Source organism: Geobacillus lituanicus (genome assembly GCF_050994965.1).
In the GTDB taxonomy this organism is placed as follows: domain Bacteria; phylum Bacillota; class Bacilli; order Bacillales; family Anoxybacillaceae; genus Geobacillus; species Geobacillus stearothermophilus.
This window is the reverse complement of sequence record NZ_CP194773.1, coordinates 715,029-731,762: the sequence shown is the minus strand read 5'-3', so window position 1 is coordinate 731,762 and position 16,734 is coordinate 715,029. Positions and strand designations below refer to the sequence as shown.

Genomic DNA, 16,734 nt, shown 5'->3' with positions numbered 1-16,734 from the left:
CTCCTCCGTTCACACCCAAATCGTTCTCATCATTCCGCGACCTAATGTACTGTTCCCGCCAAGCTGAAAGACGGATGGAAATTTGTTTTCATTCAGAAAGTACCGTTCAATATCCGCAGCCTTCGCAAGACCGTCTATTCCGTCTCCCCGTACATCACCAATGTAGAGGAAACTGTAAAAAATCGTTTCTGGCGGAACATTTTCCTCATACCAGAGCGCACCGTTGTCAACGGTCCCTGTCTCCGGTGAAATGCGAATGCGCGCGTTAATTTCGGTCGACAATTTGACGAAATCCGTGAAATCGTCATCGGAAAGAACAACGAGTCGATCTACAAGACGCAGGCGGCAATGCTCCCCAAGGAGGGCGGCAAGTTGTTCCGCCAGCTGTTTCGCTTCAGAAGAGACGGTGACCGAAAACGCATACTCCTCCAACACAATGCGTCCATTGACCGCCATCAACCGGTCGGAACTGACCGTGTTCGGTGCGGGCATCGGAAGAAGTTGAACTTCTTTCCCGATCGATTGCTGATGAACGCTCATCTCTTGATTCCACCGCTCAATCACAAACGGGCACGTAATCCAAGCAAATACGCCGCGAAGCGATTTAACCGGAAACAGCAAAACACGTGCATCACTCAGAGCAATGGCGCTCGCTTGTGTGACGCTTTCCTGTCCTTTGTCCGCGCCGAAAATCAGTTCAAGCTTCTTCCTATCTTCAGGAAGCGACTGTGTCATGTGATACCGAAGCGCGCCTTTGAGCGAGGAGCTTTCGATTTTTGGAAATCCTGTATGCTTCTCCCGCTGGATAGGCAAGTCGACAAACCCGATCTCGCTCCCACTCCCCGCATGGACAGACGTAATGGCATGCATAAGAAAAGGCCGTACGATCGAATACATTACAACTCCTCCTCGCTTTCTTTTGCACTCGTGATCACCGCAAACCCAAATCCTTCCTCTGCCCCTTCATCAGTGAAATGAACACCGTCAAGGGCAGAAAAGACATGGGGCAAATCATCATCCCGCTCGATCTTCACGTAAATGACAGAACCCGCTGGAACCATCCATTTTCGCGGTTTTGGCCGATGTCGGACGATGTCCCATCCTCCGTACAACTCCGGACGTCCGATGGAAGCGGCAAGCCATGTCACCACCGCTCCGTTCGGCCATGTCCACCGATCACCGTCCATCGCAATCGGACGAGAGCCGTTGGCGAAAATCGCAGGGGACAAAAAGATAATCTTTGCCAGCCTCGTCCGCTCGATGTCTTGTTCAATCCTCTTTTTCTCGTCCGGATTCCATATACGAAGCATTTCCGGCTGCTGGCGGACAGACCACGGCCGGTTTTCCCCGCCGATCCGAGCCCACTTGACATCAGAGAAATCCGGTCCATCACCGACGAAAGCGACAAGGGACGCCCCGTCTACAAAACGCCCTTTCGCCACCCGGTATAAAAGCCCCTTTTGGGCTGTTCGGCTGGACGTGTCGAGTTGAATTCCCACCTTATCTTCCCAAGCGATGAACGATGACAATGAACAAAGGGAAGAGATTGGCTTATTCTCCAGAAGCGCCTGCTTCCATTCCTCCATCGGGACGTAATAGTGCTGTGGACTTTTCGTTTTGTCACGCCGTGAAGAAGCAAGTCGCCACATTGAAGAAGATGACGAAAGCTTCCGGTCTCGGACAAGCTGCAATGGATACGCTTTGAGCGATTTTTCCTCCTCTATGACTTGATAATCAAAGGGCAGGGGAAAGAACAAGACGTCTTCTTTCGCCAGCGTGCAATAATGGAGACAGAACTGCCCCCGCTCTGTCGGGGTGCCCATCCATCTCCTCACCTGTTCATCACTGCCCCTCGCAAAGTCGTCAAACGTGCTGTACGCATAAATGTACGCCGCCCGCAGCGCGCCGTAAATCGTATTCGGGCGCGGAGGGAATATCGACTCCATCACCGTCGCCTCCCCCGCTTGCGTCGCATGATGGTTTTTAAAGAAAAACGTGTCTACCGGTGTCAAGACTAATTTTGTCATTGCCCGTTCCCCTCGCTCCGTTTGAAAAAGGTCAATATCTTTAACAGATACAAAAAGTCATAGCCGCTGCGAACCGCTTCATGCAAAGACAAAAGAACTTGCGCGTGATTGGCGATCTCTTGGACGCTCAGATGGCTTCCCTCTTTTACAGACCGCTTAAGCAAACGCCGAAGCTCTGTCGCGAGCATGTCGCCATTCTCCCATTTAGGACAGTGCCGCTCATGCAGCAGCGGGGCAAACGCGGAAGCGAAATGAAAAATAAAGTTCGGCGACAGGGATGTTTTCAACAGATGAATCCATTGATCCAATAATTGTGAAACCTTCTCTCCCCCAATCATCCATGGGAGAACCGCTTCCGAAATCTCACCAGAGCGGGTGTGAAGCGCTAAAGCAAGGGCGTCCTTTTGCTGCCCCGTCTTGTCGTTGGAATACTGTTTCGCCTTTTTCTCCAACGCTCTGACAGCGTTAAGAACGAGATGGAGCGGCGACTTTTTGTGAGCGATGACCACGCCAAACGAGGCGGTCGCTCCATGACCTAATCCTTTCCATTCATCGCCAAACGCCAATCGGAGCTCCTCCGCCGCTTTCAGCACCGTCTCGGTCGGCAAGAAGGCGAGAACATCATCGCCTCCTGCATAAACAAGCTTGCCATGGCATTGTTCTTCGACAATTTGAGGAACGACTTCTTTCGCAAATCGCGCCAACTTTTGGCTCGTTTCGCTATACTCCTCTTTCCGCTCCCCGGAGAACCATTTCCCCATGTTGTCCCCGTCCATCATGAGCACAGCGTAATAATCGCCCGCTCCGATCTCAAGAACAGACGGAAACGACAAAACAGAAGCGCCAAACAAAGTGGAAAAATAATCGCGCGCCACCCGTTTTCCTAAACAAATGCCGCATAAAAATTCGTTGTCCTTGATCCGCCCCGAACGTCGGTCGTCTTCTTCGCCTCCAACTTCTTGAAATTTCGCCGCCCGTTGCTTCCAAAGATGAAGCGTTTTTCGTTTGATTTCACCGTAATGATCCGTTTCCCCAATTCCAGCAGGCCGCAGCGCTTCTCTTTCTTTGCAGACGGAACAAACAAGGCCGGATTGGGAAACGGGGATATAATGTTTCTCGTTTTTCAACGCCCCCAACCGCCGCTCGGCGCGTTCACGCACGGTCCGGAACGAAGCGGACGGCTCATACGGTTCAGCGACCCAGTACACTTCTAAAAACGACTGCACTTGCTGTTCCACCATCATCTCCAGCCATTCATACTCTTCAGCAGTGAGATGTGGAAACACACGTTGAAGCGCTTGAAAGCAGAAGTCCAGAAACACTTGGCGAACATTGTCCTCCACTTCGCGCAGCCAGCCGCCAACCTTTTCTTCTGTTCCCTCCATAACGGCCGTCACACGGTTCGGGATGGACGCAATGCGAGCATCGCGCAAAGACGGCGACCGCAACTCCTCCCTTGTGACGAGCGGGTATACGACTTCACAGTTGGCGTCCAATTGGTAAAACTGTTTGATCGCCTCTCGCACCAAGTGGGACAAAATATAACTTCCGCTCCAAAAATCTTCCGTTTTGCGGGCTGAAGCGATAAACGACTGCACAGGCCCGACCGTAAAAATGACGATATAGCGATTGGTCATATCCTCACCCCAACGATCTCTAAAAACCGGTTTCGATCTCGCTCATAGCGCGGCTCGCTGTAGCGCGAGCCGCCGCTTCTCACTTCCGTCACAATCGGGTGGTACCGATTCCCAATTTTTCTCACCGTGCACCATAATGGGGAAGCAAGCTTTTGGCTTCCTTGCACAAAACCGAGATTTCCATAGCGGTTCGCTTCATGCGACGCTTTTCCAAACGCCCTTGTCACTTCCGCGGCGCTTTCTTTCCCCTCCCCAATCCACACTGCGGACAACACAGGGTGCAGCGTCCGAATGTCCTCGCGGCGCGCCACGAGGCAGCCGTCCTCCGCAAAGGAAAACGCCTCCGCCACTCCGATGTGCTCAAGCACCGTACGCAAACTTTTGGCGTATTCCCCAACGTTATTCCACTGATGCCCCGTCCATTGCACAGCTCCGAACCCGCGGCGCGACCGCTGCCCGAATCCCGCCAGGTGAAGCATATACTGAAAGTGCCATTCATACGCCGGAAGCAGCTGCTCATGCCGCTTCCGCACCGAAAGCGTCACCGTCACCTCCCCACCGGCAGGAAGGGCGGGGACAGGCACAGGAGATGTGCGGTGCGGCAACATGTTTTCCCGTTTCGTTCCTTCCATCACGCCCGCCATGGATAAATGAACGGGGGATTGCTGCTTCGTCTCTCGCGTGCCGCCAAACCATTCTTCTTCTTTGGCAAGCAAATCGCGGTGGTTCGTCTCGCTTTGCAACGTCCGCCACCAGTACCGCCATACCCCGCGCAGCGACGGAATGCGAAACTCCGCCTTTGCCTTCGGATCAAACCCGTGAATGGCGGCCGGCGTCAACAGAACAAGCTGATACGGCGACTGAACAATGGCAGACGCTTCGTTCCATTTCAAACGTTCCATCATCCGCTCTCCTTTACGTTTGCATCGACTTTGCCAACATCGACATTTTCTCAAAGAATGTAAAAAGTTCCTTAAATGTCGTCTCGGCATCCGGCCAAAATTTTTCCGCTTTTAACGGCTGCGGGCGCGCCCCAGCATGATTGATGTCATTGCGCCGCTCTTTAAGCATGCTAAATGGTTTCAAATCCCCCTTATAAGGAGATAAGAAATCGATTATTTGTTCAACCCGCTCTACGGAACGAACGCGCCATTTCTCTTTCGGAATATCTCGCAATAAAATTTCAATAGCCGAATGAACATCTCCCCGGGCCTTCTCATCCCGCAAATCAAACCCCAACACTCGGCAAACGGCTGTCACCGCATTTTCCTCCAACATCGTCAGCGCCTGCTGAATCAATCCGTGGTCCAAGCACCAACGCACGGCTTTCCAGCTGTTCATAATCGGGTCATCATCAAACATCGCGTACTTTTTCTCCATGGCATCCAGCAACGGAACGAGCGGTTTGATCGCTTCCGTCGGCGACGAACGAACACGGTCGAGCTGCTGGCGAAATTTCTGCACTTCCTCATCGATTTGCAGGCTTCTGCACGTGCGGATCACTTTCTCCGTCTGATCGAGCTGTTCCGTCAACTTGTTTAACCCCGCCACCTCCTTCCGCATCTCTTGGCTCGAAGACGGATTGCGGAACACTTCACTGTTTTCCTTCTTGGTCAGCGCCCGAATGATGGAAGCATCTCCGGTGCGTAAAAATTGGTCGACCCCGTTCGTCCAATCGAGCAACCCCGCCATGCCCGTCAAATTGACAATCGGCGCCAACCGCCGTTCTGGAGACAGCTGTTTGACATCGGCTGGACGCCCAAGCATTTCAAACCAGCCGTAAACGATCGCGCCAATGTCCGCTTTTTTCACAAAGCGGGCGTAGTTCAACACGATGAGCGCGACAAACGGGATGGAACGGAAACTGTGGGTGATGTCAAAATAAATCGTATCCCCTTCCCGAATTTCATTCAGAATGCAGTCAAACAATCGCCAATTGGCCTGTTCATCCTGACGGCTTTCCATTTCCACGAGCTTCACATTCGCCTCAGGGGCGATGCGCTGAAAAGCGGTGGTCAAGCCCTCCAGCCGCTCCTCCCCTTTCAAGCGGTCTTGCCCATTCCGCTCCCGCGCCTCTTTCGTCGCAAACACCACCACATCCATCGGCCCATCCCCGCGAAACAACTCATACACCGCTGTCTGGATAAAACGCGTATAAGAAGACGATTTGCCCTCGTATGTGTAATAACAATATTCATAATCGCTCAATCCAAGAAACGACAACAATACCCTTCTCCCCACGCTTATCTCCCCACTCCCGCCAATTGTTTCGTGATATCGATAAACTCAGAATCCTCTTCATAAATCCCTTTTCCTCTTTCCGCTTCCCGCTCATATCGGTTATGGTCAAGCCATAAATAGTTGGCATACAAGCAATCTTCTTTTTCATCGTATCGGTAAGCAAGGCGAAACGCCGTCTGTCCGTTGCTCGCTCCTTTGTACAAGTGATATTTCACTTTTCGGACATCAATCGTTTTGAATGACTTTTCGTGGTACAAAACGCCCATGTCTCCCTCTTCATGCTTCAGCTTCTTTACCAGCTCCCGCATTTGTTGGTGCACAAACAGCAACTGGTGATGATTGTGTTGCAACATATTGGCGACTTGTTTGGATACAAGGTACGTGGTCGCAAACAAATGTTTATATTTTTCATGTTCAAACAAAAATTGTCCAAATGCACTTAAATACACAAGACCATCCTCTTGCTGGAACAAAAACGGATATTGAAGAATACATTGTTTTTCGCGGTAAGAAAGCGAATCCGCATCAACCATGTCCTTTTGGCATTTCCGCAACAGATCAAAGTGATCATGAACAAATTGCTCGTCAATATGTATGGGCACAGGAGGAATCTCATGCAACACTTGGCCGTCCTCATGCATATAAGCCGTCGGGTAGTGCAGAAACGCCCCGACGATGTAGCCCAACGATGTCATCACTTTATACCCGCCAATCGGCGCAAAACAAGTTGTTGACGGTTCCCCGTGGGAGAGAGCATCCGCCACCTTCCACATGTATTCCCCCAATGTCTCTTGCATCCGTCTTGGATGATTCACATCCACATCCACGTACATGACGCGAACATTTGCCGCAAAGTCTTCCTCAAGCAATCTCGTCAACACGGCTTCCACAATCCGTCCTCCCACCGTGTCTGTCGCAATGAGGACAACCGTCGGCCTCTCCGCCAATTTCCCTTGTCGACGAAGTTCATAAATCATCGAATACTCCGCCGACACACGATTGGGATCTCGGGCGGCCTCATGAGCAAACTGCCTGGCATGGCGAATCCATTCGTCAATTTTTCGTTGTTTTTCCTCGTCGATGTTGGTCGCGCTCAACCAAGGACGAATCTCCCCCATGATTTCATCCCGATTCATCGAGAAAACGTTCCTGTTTCCTGTCAGCAACGACACACCACACGTTACAACAATATGCTGGTACAACCGCCCTTCCCCTCCATATTTCTTTCATCTCAGGAAAATATAGCTATGTTTATATCAATTATATCCTATTTTTCAATTATAGAGGAGGATATTTTTTAACAATTTCAAACATTTTTCCACTGAAGAGACGGGTGAAAAACGAATTTTCCACCCAACTCCGCGAAGGCGAATGGAAAATAACAAGGCCCCTCGAAAGTAAAAGAGCGTCTCTTCCAGCTGGTTTTTCCGTTGCTTCCCCCTTTTAAGGAGCGACGCAAAACAACGTCGGAGGACGAAACACAAAAAAAGAATCCCCTGCTCAGAAGGGATTCCCTCGATCGAAAGATGCCGCCAACATAGATCGCTGCCATCTTATTTTTTTCTCCTGTCACTTAGAAAGGCAACCCGTGAGACTAGAAATGCCTTTGCCCAACTTAGAATGCTGTACTGCCTGTTCCGCAGGCACCCATCCGTTACGCACAATGCTTCATCACCGCAAACGAAGCACATGAGAGATGTGGTCTAAACTAACTCTGCGATAACAACGAGCCCCCCATCACACCTGCGCGCGAAGATGGAGAGGGTTCAGTTCCTTGTGGATACGATAAAAACATCATAGATTGGCTTGACCGCCGCAAGCGAAAAGTTTCAATCCCTCATAGGTACGATAAAAACGACGCGAACGGCGAAGCCAAGGCCTACGGCATGGAGTTTCAATCCCTCATAGGTACGATAAAAACCCTCGACGCGGGCATCGAAGATGTTCGGGCAGCCGGAGGTTTCAATCCCTCATAGGTACGATAAAAACATTTAATGGCTTGGAATGATCCGCATGATCCATGATGTTTCAATCCCTCATAGGTACGATAAAAACCCTGGACAAGCTCATCGAACGGAAGCAAGATCATGAGTTTCAATCCCTCATAGGTACGATAAAAACCTCAAAGCATTGAAGAGTTCAATGCTGCTATGGCATTTCAATCCCTCATAGGTACGATAAAAACCAAATTCCTTATGATATGTTTATTCAACAATTGCAATAGTTTCAATCCCTCATAGGTACGATAAAAACTCGGATTCGGATTCGGATCAAGCAATTCATCCGGACGATTGTTTCAATCCCTCATAGGTACGATAAAAACACGATAGCGTCTCGATGCCGCAAACGGTGAACATCGAGTTTCAATCCCTCATAGGTACGATAAAAACGTGTTGCAAAACACATACGCTTCTTATCATGCTGAGTTTCAATCCCTCATAGGTACGATAAAAACATTTGCGAAGCAAAGACAACACTAACGCTTACAGTGTTTCAATCCCTCATAGGTACGATAAAAACCAGATTTCATCCAGCCGTTACGATCAAAGGTACAAGTTTCAATCCCTCATAGGTACGATAAAAACGAGGCCGTCGAACTCTTCACCGTCCCAAGCGTCATGGGAGTTTCAATCCCTCATAGGTACGATAAAAACGATTCAGGAATCAAATGCATAGGGTCTTCGTGTATCGGAGTTTCAATCCCTCATAGGTACGATAAAAACCGTGAGTTTCGGAGAAACCAAGCATCTCATCGCAGTTTCAATCCCTCATAGGTACGATAAAAACATGGATGGAAAACGAATTCATTATTTTTTGGATTGGTTTCAATCCCTCATAGGTACGATAAAAACACGTTGTATATGTGACGATCGACTTCGACCGTCGCCGGGCGTTTCAATCCCTCATAGGTACGATAAAAACTGTATTGGACTACGATAAATTGGCTGTGGCGATGGGGTTTCAATCCCTCATAGGTACGATAAAAACTTTCGCAAACGCCTCGAACTTTTCGTCCAAATCTTGTTTCAATCCCTCATAGGTACGATAAAAACATTGGATCGGGAATGGATGGATTGGCCGTTTTGGCGTTTCAATCCCTCATAGGTACGATAAAAACTCGGATGGCATGGATGTATGGGAGATAGCGGACAGTTTCAATCCCTCATAGGTACGATAAAAACGCGGTGAGCGCGTCGAGTGATTACATTACAAGTGGTTTCAATCCCTCATAGGTACGATAAAAACATGGATGGAAAACGAATTCATTATTTTTTGGATTGGTTTCAATCCCTCATAGGTACGATAAAAACACGTTGTATATGTGACGATCGACTTCGACCGTCGCCGGGCGTTTCAATCCCTCATAGGTACGATAAAAACAAATCAAATTGATCCCAGAGACCGCTTGCTTAGTCTTGTTTCAATCCCTCATAGGTACGATAAAAACATCTCCGGCTCTCATTTCTTCAGCAGGGATAGCATTTTTGTTTCAATCCCTCATAGGTACGATAAAAACCACCTATCATTTTGAAGGATATGGTGTGGAAGCGGGTTTCAATCCCTCATAGGTACGATAAAAACGAGAGGCGATAAGAACGAGCGACCTTATTACTCAGTTTCAATCCCTCATAGGTACGATAAAAACAGGGGCTTCCTTGCGCAAGTGTTCGTGATTGTATGTGTTTCAATCCCTCATAGGTACGATAAAAACAGGTACAGGCTATTATGGATTAAGATTGGAGGAACTGTTTCAATCCCTCATAGGTACGATAAAAACCGGCGCTTGTCGCCGACTTGCGGAAGCGAGGAAGCTCTCAGTTTCAATCCCTCATAGGTACGATAAAAACTATATCCAGCCCGCACTCGCCCATCCTTGTATAGCTGTTTCAATCCCTCATAGGTACGATAAAAACGACGAAGCGGGTAAGGGGGCCGCGGAGCGTGAAAAAGTTTCAATCCCTCATAGGTACGATAAAAACCTTACCATGTCCAAATTTACATTTTGCTTCACACCATGTTTCAATCCCTCATAGGTACGATAAAAACATTAAATATTCCGATGCCAACAGAAGAAGAATACGAATGTTTCAATCCCTCATAGGTACGATAAAAACCGGCGGAACAAATTGCAACGGCTACACTGGAGGAACGTTTCAATCCCTCATAGGTACGATAAAAACTCTTACCAAATCCAAATAATTTACCAGAAGTGAATCAGTTTCAATCCCTCATAGGTACGATAAAAACGGTGTGGGGTTACACCCAGTTAAGCTGAATGTGGCTGTTTCAATCCCTCATAGGTACGATAAAAACCAAGAACGCGGAATCAATATTACAGCGATTATCGGGTTTCAATCCCTCATAGGTACGATAAAAACATCGCAACGCCGTCAGCATATTTCCATGTCCTGCTGTTTCAATCCCTCATAGGTACGATAAAAACGATACTCCCAGCGCAAATTGATCGTGCCCAATGCCTGTTTCAATCCCTCATAGGTACGATAAAAACTGGTGAAGATATTGGGGGCTGGTTCGGAGAAGTTTTGTTTCAATCCCTCATAGGTACGATAAAAACGGACAGCCAATTTCGAAACATACACCAGAGGAAAAAGAGGGTTTCAATCCCTCATAGGTACGATAAAAACGTCACTTTTGTCTTCGTTCCAGTTCTTACATCATCAGTTTCAATCCCTCATAGGTACGATAAAAACGGAAGCACTCTAGCCAAGTAGCGATATGCGTCTTCGTTTCAATCCCTCATAGGTACGATAAAAACGAGGCGTTGAAACAGATGATAGAGTTGAACGCTGGATTGTTTCAATCCCTCATAGGTACGATAAAAACATATTTTTTGAAAGGCAAAAATCCAAGGCCATTACCGTTTCAATCCCTCATAGGTACGATAAAAACGCTGATCGGCGTCGCGATCACGTCGTAGTTCGGCGCGTGTTTCAATCCCTCATAGGTACGATAAAAACCCCCAAAAATGCTTGTTCCATCAAGCTTTTCGGTTTGGAGCTGTTTTCAGCATACCACGTTTCAAAAATTCTGTCAACGGCTTTCAACCTTGATGGCTGTAGGCTTGAGGCGCTAAAAACCATTGTCGTCGATCCCCCGGGATTTTTGCACGATTGGAGGTCGACGACAATCCCATGACTCGTTTATCCACTTTTGACGCGAAACATGCCAAATCCTTGTGAATTTCGGCCGCCTAGACCAACATGATATAAAAATGTCAACTGTTCTGGCGAAGAACAGAGGCGGTAATAGCCAAGCCACCCTGTAATATACATATTCTTGAACATTGTCACCACACGATGACGATGATGAACGTGAACCGGCTCGATCAACAGTCTTTCCGTCGGCGGAACGCCGTAGTACGCTTCATATTTATGACGGAAATTCAATTCAATCAGGTGGGGGAACACCTCATCATCGGGGTCAAAAAATTGCGTTTTCTTTCTTCCGTCGAACGTTTCATATGTGCTATATACGGTCAATGGAGAGAGCATGACAATGTCAATTTCGTTTTCGCGTATGTCGATGTTCTCCATTTTGACACTTTTCACTTCGATCAGCTGTCCGTAAAGCTCAATCTCTCTCTGCAACAAAAATCGCTGTCCAAGTTGCTGAGTCAGCTCTGGGAGAACAGTGTCGATATGCCATTGGAAATCATCCAAAAACCGAATCGCTTTTTTTCCCCGATCCACTTGGTGCGTTCCAAATAAACGGCTAAACGTGAAGAGTTTAAATGACCGTTTCCCGTGACGGAATCCTTTGTCATGCAAAAATGCAGCTAACTGCTCATTTTCTAACGAACGATACAACATCCCTTGCAACAAATGCTGATAATGCAACGGCAAGGAAACCGTCCCTTGCCGTCCGCTCATGGTCACTGTCAATCTCATGTTTTTTCCTGCCTTCCTTAGTGTATACCATTTGACTTATAGAATGAATTCATCTCCACCTTTTTTCAGCCCCATTTCTTCTCTTTTCGAATACTTTTGGGTGCGAAACGTGTAAAAAATAACTGAATCCTCATCGGGATCCATAAGTTGGCGCAATTCCATCTTTAACTTTTCGTAATTGGCTGACGTAATTTCCCCTTCGAATACAGAGTTTTGCACCCAGTGGAGATATTTGCGGGCAATCTTCAACGCCTTGGCTACACGCTTTTCATTGAAATCATACACAAGAATCACAAACAAACGATCCCACCTACCAGCGAGCCGCATATGGCTCGTACGTTTTTTCGCCAAGAATGTGCTTTTGAATTTTATACAGTTCAAGTCGAATCAGACGGCGATAGGATACAGACTTGCCAAGATGACGATGCTGGACTGTTGTCTGCATTTTTTTCTCGAGTTCACTGACGAACAGTTTTCTTCCTTCTTCATTCAGCATAATGCCGTTTGTCAACTTCTCAAAATGTTTACTGGACAGCATTTTCTTATTCACTAATGCAAAGATCAAGCGATCTACAATGATCGGCTTGAAAATTTCCGCGATGTCCAAGTTCAAGGAAAAACGGCGAAAGTTCGTACTGTGCAAAAACCCGATGCGCGGGTCTAGATATGTCTTATAAATCTCACTGAGGCACATTGTATACACAATCGAATTTCCAAAGCTGATCAGCGCATTTAAACGGTTATGTGGAGGACGCTTTGTCCGTTTCTCGAACACAAAGTCCGGATGGCGAATGATGGAATCAAACGATGCATAGTATGCCTCGCGAATATGACCTTCTGCCGCCATTAACTGCTCCACCGTTTCCGCCTGATCAAGCTTCGCCTCTTCTTGTTCAATCGATTGCAGCGCCTTTTCCAATTCCTCTGGTTCGGAAAGACGAGGGCGGTAATATTTTAGCACCCGCTCCATTTGACGAATGGAGCCTTGGACAAACAGACGGGCAAGTTCCAACCGTTTTCGAGGATCAAGATAATGTTCCGCCTGCTTCAATACGACATGACCTGAATTCAAGTGTTCCCGTGGATAAAAAGAACCAACGTAATACCCGTAATGGTTAAAGTAATGAACGATGATTTCCTTTTGTGCGGCAAACTCCAAAAATCGCTTCGAAACGTCCACCTCGCCAAAAATATAAATGTCATTCGTGTTTTCAACAGGAATATACCGCTTGCGCTCTTCCGTTTCGAAATAGAGACTATTGTCTTTGCGGCGCAGTTCGCCATTTTGGAAAATATACAGCGTTTTCTTCATGGTTTATTCCTCCGCCCAACAATATTCACGGTAGGCACATTTACCACAGAATGAGATCTTTTTTGGCGGTGGCGGCACAGGCATTCTCGCGATGCGACGGATGTCTGTAATGGCGCGTTCCAACTCACTTCGCGCTTCTTCTGTCCATTCGACTTGCTCTTTCTTCCGCTCTTTCGGAAACAACAATTCTCCCTTTGCCTCAATCCCTGCCTGCCTTAATGTATCTAAATAGTACAGCAGCTGCATTCGGGCGCTTTTAGAATAACTGGACGATTTTTTGACTTCTCCAATAACCAGTTCGCCATTTTCCTGACGAATGCGGTCGATGACAATATGGCCGATCGATAGCTCTTTTTTATCCCTGGCATAATAAGTTTCAGAAAGAAATCGTCCGATTTCCAATGCTTCGTCTTCTTGATCGGGGGCAATTTGATGTTTCATCAACCATACTTCACGCGGACAAATGTAGTAGTACCAAATATCCGTGCCGGTGACAGGCATTTCATACTCCATTGAACCCACCTACCAAATCAATCCTTCGCTTTTTGTCCGATAACCAAGCGTCTCATCGTAAAAATCGTTCAATGAATCTCTCCCCACATACCCGATACCGTGGACAATCGGCGGCCGATGATCCACTTTCACAGGAATGGCAATCACGTATTGGGAAAATCTACTTTTTAGAGCGGCGAATCGTTTCCGACGTTCCCAACGGTCACCAAGGCGCAAAATCTCCTCATATTCACGAAACACATCAGCAGCCTCTTCATCCAATTCAATAAAGACATTGATTTTTTCTCCATCTCCCTCAATCAAACGAAAATGAGACACAGGAATTCGATCAATCGTTTCCTCGCCATCGAAATACAGCGTCATCATCCCTTTTAACAACCGCTCCGATTCGGCATTGCTCATCCGAGCCGCCAATGTTTCGAAATAGGATGTAATCAGTTGTAAAAACTGCCCCTCTTCTACTTCCCTCTTCCCCTTTAGCAATTTTTGTGTAATATCGAGTCGTATGGCATCATAAATATAACTTGCATATAACCGCCTGTTGTCTGTCAAGCGCACCACATGAACTTCTCCTTTACGCCGTCCATGGCGATTGCACCGCCCGGCAGCTTGTTGAATGGAATCAAGCGGTGCTATGTCACGATAGACTACGTCAAAGTCAACATCTACGCCCGCCTCAATCAGCTGGGTGCTGACGACAATTCGATACTCTCCACGTTTCACTGCCATAATTCGGCGAAGGCGCTCTTTTGGAGGAATATGAGTAGATAGAAATGTGATCTCTGTCTCGTCGACCCCCTCCTCGAGAAGTGCATGGTAGAACGCTTTCCCACTTTCAATCGTATTGAGAATGAATAAATAGGTTTTTCCCTCTTCCCATTGTATTCGGCGAGCAAACTCCTCGATTGTCCAAGACTCATCGATGTGGGGATACAACGTCACACGGGAAAGTGGTTGAAAATACACCTGCTCATCCACGAGCGAAACCGCCTCCGGAAACCATTTCGGATCGGTGGCCGAACTGAAAAGAAAATAACAACCAAGTTCTTCTGCCATGACCGCAAACAACTGACGAATGGCCAACCAGTATCGGTGAGGAACAGCCTGCACTTCATCAATGAGAACAATCGAGTTGGCCAACCGATGAAACTTGCGTAAGGAGGCATTACGGTTGGAAAAGATGGTTTCAAACAATTGAACAAAAGTCGTCACAATCAATTCCGAATGCCAACCTTCGATCAATAGTTTGGCAGCTTCATAATCGACATCATATCGTTCATCATCTTGTTTGGTCGTATAACGAATGTCAGCGAGATGATGGTGCGCGAGCCACAATTGGCGATCTTCCTCAACTCCATTGACAGAAAACACTTCTCTGAGCACATTGGCTGTCTGGTCAATGACACTAAGAAATGGAAGGCTATAGATGATGCGTGGTTTGACTCCCTGCTCCTGTTCAATTTTTTCTCGCAGACGCAAAGCGAAGTGCAGACTCGCCAGCGTTTTGCCCATCCCCGTGGGCAAATTCAGACGGTAAAAATGTTGACGTAGATCAATCGGCGCCCTGTCTACCTCTTGAAACGCCTGTTCCCTTAGCTGGTTGAGCCCTGTTTGATGCCATGATTGCTGCTGTTTGTAGCGCAAAATGAGATCCACAGGGACATCTTTACGCTTAGAAAATGACCATGGCTGCTTCTGCACAATCCCCGCTTCCGACTTGTCCGCGTCAATTAACAGAGAAAAAAGAAACAACGCTTGCACATACGGAACAAGGGATTCGTTTCTTCGATTCCACGACATGATGAAACGGCGCAATGACCGAGCCTCGGTAAAAAACTCATCCACCCATGCCATCCACGTTTCTTTCGTCCAATTTTCCTCTTTTTCAAAGCCAGCAAGCGCCATTTGTTCCGCCAACACTGAATAATCGACCGCTTCGACTTGACGCTTGAGCAAAGCCTTCGTCTCCTCGCCCATCCGTTTTAACTCTTCCAGCCAATCATCTAAATTTCCATGATGACGTTTCACGACAAGAAAAGCCAACAGCCGCCAAAACTCGTCAATCCCCTTCTCTTTCAGGAACACCGCTAATAAGACTGCCGATAAAAGAGCATGGCTTTTGAGCGCTGGTGAACCTTGAAACGCATCAGGCGATTGAATGTATTGCTGGAAGAAGGCATGGCTTTTGCCCAGATCATGGAAAAGCGCAATCCAGCGGTTCATTTGCCTCAACAGCATCGGTTCTGCCAAGCGCACGGATTTCTCAGACAAAAAGAGGGAGGAAAGCTGCTCCACCCCTCGCATATGTTCGGACAATAAATAATGGGGATGGGAATACATCTTACTCTCCCTTTCCATCGGAATAGAAAAAGACGATCCGTTCCCTCTGTTCATTTTCCCAATAGTGAGGGACCGAGGCGAGAATGGGCTGTCCTCCCGCCTCAAACACCACCTCTTCGTACTGGGAAACAACCCGTTCCACATTCATCTTCCAAGCCACTCGCTCTTTGCGATACTCTTTGCCCGGTTCTACTTGCAGCGCTTGTATTTTGTTTCCAGGGATCACCGAACAAATCGGCACGTGATCCTCTCCATCCACTTCAACGAAGCGAAACTCTTCGATCGCGACAAACTGGACATCTGCCAAACATTCGCTCAAACCAAGGCATGGTGTGTATACGCTTTTATGCTGGCGAACAAGATCCACAAGCTGCGAAAATCGTTCCTCGTCCTTGAGAGAAACATAACAACGGAAGTGTGGAAAACGCAAAAATTCCACGCGAATTTGCGTCCGCGCTCCTTCACGCCGCTGTTTCGGCACCCATATGTTCCCTTTCGTGTTCACATAGTTGATGCCCACTCTTGTCTTCCGCACTGGCCCCATGAGGCGTATGGCCACATTGGTTGTCTCATGGTTGAACACTCGCAAATACTCGTTTTCCTCTTTTCCCACACCTGTGATCGCACCGAGCAATCCAAAAAGCGCGGTCGGCGGAATGAAAGAATATGTGAGCGGAGAAGAAGTCGAGTACAGCTGGCGAAAATGCCCGAAATCGGCCCGAATATCAAATACAAGCACATTCATCGCGCTCATT

General features: G+C 47.7%; 12 protein-coding genes and 1 CRISPR repeat array. All 12 genes read right to left on the bottom strand.

All coding sequences use genetic code 11. From position 1 onward, the window contains the following. Positions 1–9: 9 nt before the first annotated feature. Positions 10–897: a type III-B CRISPR module RAMP protein Cmr4 gene (cmr4, locus tag ACR1UW_RS03620; protein ID WP_498934577.1), complete on the bottom strand. Its 888-nt coding sequence runs from the start codon at positions 895–897 to the stop codon at positions 10–12. After that, positions 897–2,027 carry a type III-B CRISPR module-associated Cmr3 family protein gene (locus tag ACR1UW_RS03615; protein WP_025039254.1) on the bottom strand — a complete coding sequence of 377 codons (1,131 nt, stop codon included), beginning with the start codon at positions 2,025–2,027 and terminating at the stop codon, positions 897–899. Before ACR1UW_RS03615 ends, cmr4 begins: the two co-directional genes overlap by 1 nt. Next, positions 2,024–3,664, bottom strand: a complete 1,641-nt coding sequence (cas10, locus tag ACR1UW_RS03610; protein ID WP_498934574.1) for a type III-B CRISPR-associated protein Cas10/Cmr2 — start codon at positions 3,662–3,664, stop codon at positions 2,024–2,026. Before cas10 ends, ACR1UW_RS03615 begins: the two co-directional genes overlap by 4 nt. Next, positions 3,661–4,569 carry an RAMP superfamily CRISPR-associated protein gene (locus ACR1UW_RS03605; protein WP_498934572.1) on the bottom strand — a complete coding sequence of 303 codons (909 nt, stop codon included), beginning with the start codon at positions 4,567–4,569 and terminating at the stop codon, positions 3,661–3,663. Before ACR1UW_RS03605 ends, cas10 begins: the two co-directional genes overlap by 4 nt. A gap of 10 nt (positions 4,570–4,579) precedes the next feature. Further along, positions 4,580–5,905, bottom strand: a complete 1,326-nt coding sequence (gene csx2, locus ACR1UW_RS03600; protein WP_498934570.1) for a TIGR02221 family CRISPR-associated protein — start codon at positions 5,903–5,905, stop codon at positions 4,580–4,582. Positions 5,906–5,907: 2 nt separating this feature from the next. Further along, positions 5,908–7,107 carry a putative CRISPR-associated protein gene (locus ACR1UW_RS03595; RefSeq protein ID WP_498934568.1) on the bottom strand — a complete coding sequence of 400 codons (1,200 nt, stop codon included), beginning with the start codon at positions 7,105–7,107 and terminating at the stop codon, positions 5,908–5,910. A 624-nt stretch (positions 7,108–7,731) separates the two neighbouring features. Beyond that, a CRISPR array of direct repeats spans positions 7,732–10,884; the repeat unit is 30 nt; unit sequence GTTTCAATCCCTCATAGGTACGATAAAAAC. A gap of 183 nt (positions 10,885–11,067) precedes the next feature. Next, positions 11,068–11,814 (bottom strand): CRISPR-associated endoribonuclease Cas6, encoded by a 747-nt coding sequence (cas6, locus tag ACR1UW_RS03590; RefSeq protein WP_498934566.1) that lies wholly within the window; start codon positions 11,812–11,814, stop codon positions 11,068–11,070. A gap of 36 nt (positions 11,815–11,850) precedes the next feature. After that, the gene (gene cas2, locus ACR1UW_RS03585) at positions 11,851–12,114 is read right to left on the bottom strand and encodes a CRISPR-associated endonuclease Cas2 (RefSeq protein ID WP_013522869.1); all 264 of its coding nucleotides are present in this window, start codon (positions 12,112–12,114) and stop codon (positions 11,851–11,853) included. Between the two features lie 10 nt (positions 12,115–12,124). Beyond that, positions 12,125–13,126: a type I-B CRISPR-associated endonuclease Cas1b gene (gene cas1b, locus ACR1UW_RS03580; protein ID WP_498934565.1), complete on the bottom strand. Its 1,002-nt coding sequence runs from the start codon at positions 13,124–13,126 to the stop codon at positions 12,125–12,127. A gap of 3 nt (positions 13,127–13,129) precedes the next feature. Further along, complete coding sequence (gene cas4, locus ACR1UW_RS03575) at positions 13,130–13,639, bottom strand: CRISPR-associated protein Cas4 (protein ID WP_328212149.1); 510 nt, start codon at positions 13,637–13,639, stop codon at positions 13,130–13,132. 9 nt (positions 13,640–13,648) lie between these two features. Next, positions 13,649–15,979, bottom strand: a complete 2,331-nt coding sequence (gene cas3 / locus ACR1UW_RS03570; protein ID WP_498935245.1) for a CRISPR-associated helicase Cas3' — start codon at positions 15,977–15,979, stop codon at positions 13,649–13,651. 1 nt (position 15,980) lies between these two features. Continuing rightward, positions 15,981–16,724 carry a type I-B CRISPR-associated protein Cas5b gene (gene cas5b / locus ACR1UW_RS03565; protein ID WP_498934563.1) on the bottom strand — a complete coding sequence of 248 codons (744 nt, stop codon included), beginning with the start codon at positions 16,722–16,724 and terminating at the stop codon, positions 15,981–15,983. Between the last annotated feature and the right edge of the window lie 10 nt (positions 16,725–16,734).

Coding starts and splice junctions, on each gene's coding strand:
- cmr4 (WP_498934577.1), bottom strand. CDS start 897: ATGTATTCGATCGTACGGCCTTTTCTTATGCATGCCATTACGTCTGTC.
- ACR1UW_RS03615 (WP_025039254.1), bottom strand. CDS start 2,027: ATGACAAAATTAGTCTTGACACCGGTAGACACGTTTTTCTTTAAAAAC.
- cas10 (WP_498934574.1), bottom strand. CDS start 3,664: ATGACCAATCGCTATATCGTCATTTTTACGGTCGGGCCTGTGCAGTCG.
- ACR1UW_RS03605 (WP_498934572.1), bottom strand. CDS start 4,569: ATGATGGAACGTTTGAAATGGAACGAAGCGTCTGCCATTGTTCAGTCG.
- cas6 (WP_498934566.1), bottom strand. CDS start 11,814: ATGAGATTGACAGTGACCATGAGCGGACGGCAAGGGACGGTTTCCTTG.
- cas1b (WP_498934565.1), bottom strand. CDS start 13,126: ATGAAGAAAACGCTGTATATTTTCCAAAATGGCGAACTGCGCCGCAAA.
- cas4 (WP_328212149.1), bottom strand. CDS start 13,639: ATGGAGTATGAAATGCCTGTCACCGGCACGGATATTTGGTACTACTAC.
- cas3 (WP_498935245.1), bottom strand. CDS start 15,979: ATGTATTCCCATCCCCATTATTTATTGTCCGAACATATGCGAGGGGTG.
- cas5b (WP_498934563.1), bottom strand. CDS start 16,724: ATGAATGTGCTTGTATTTGATATTCGGGCCGATTTCGGGCATTTTCGC.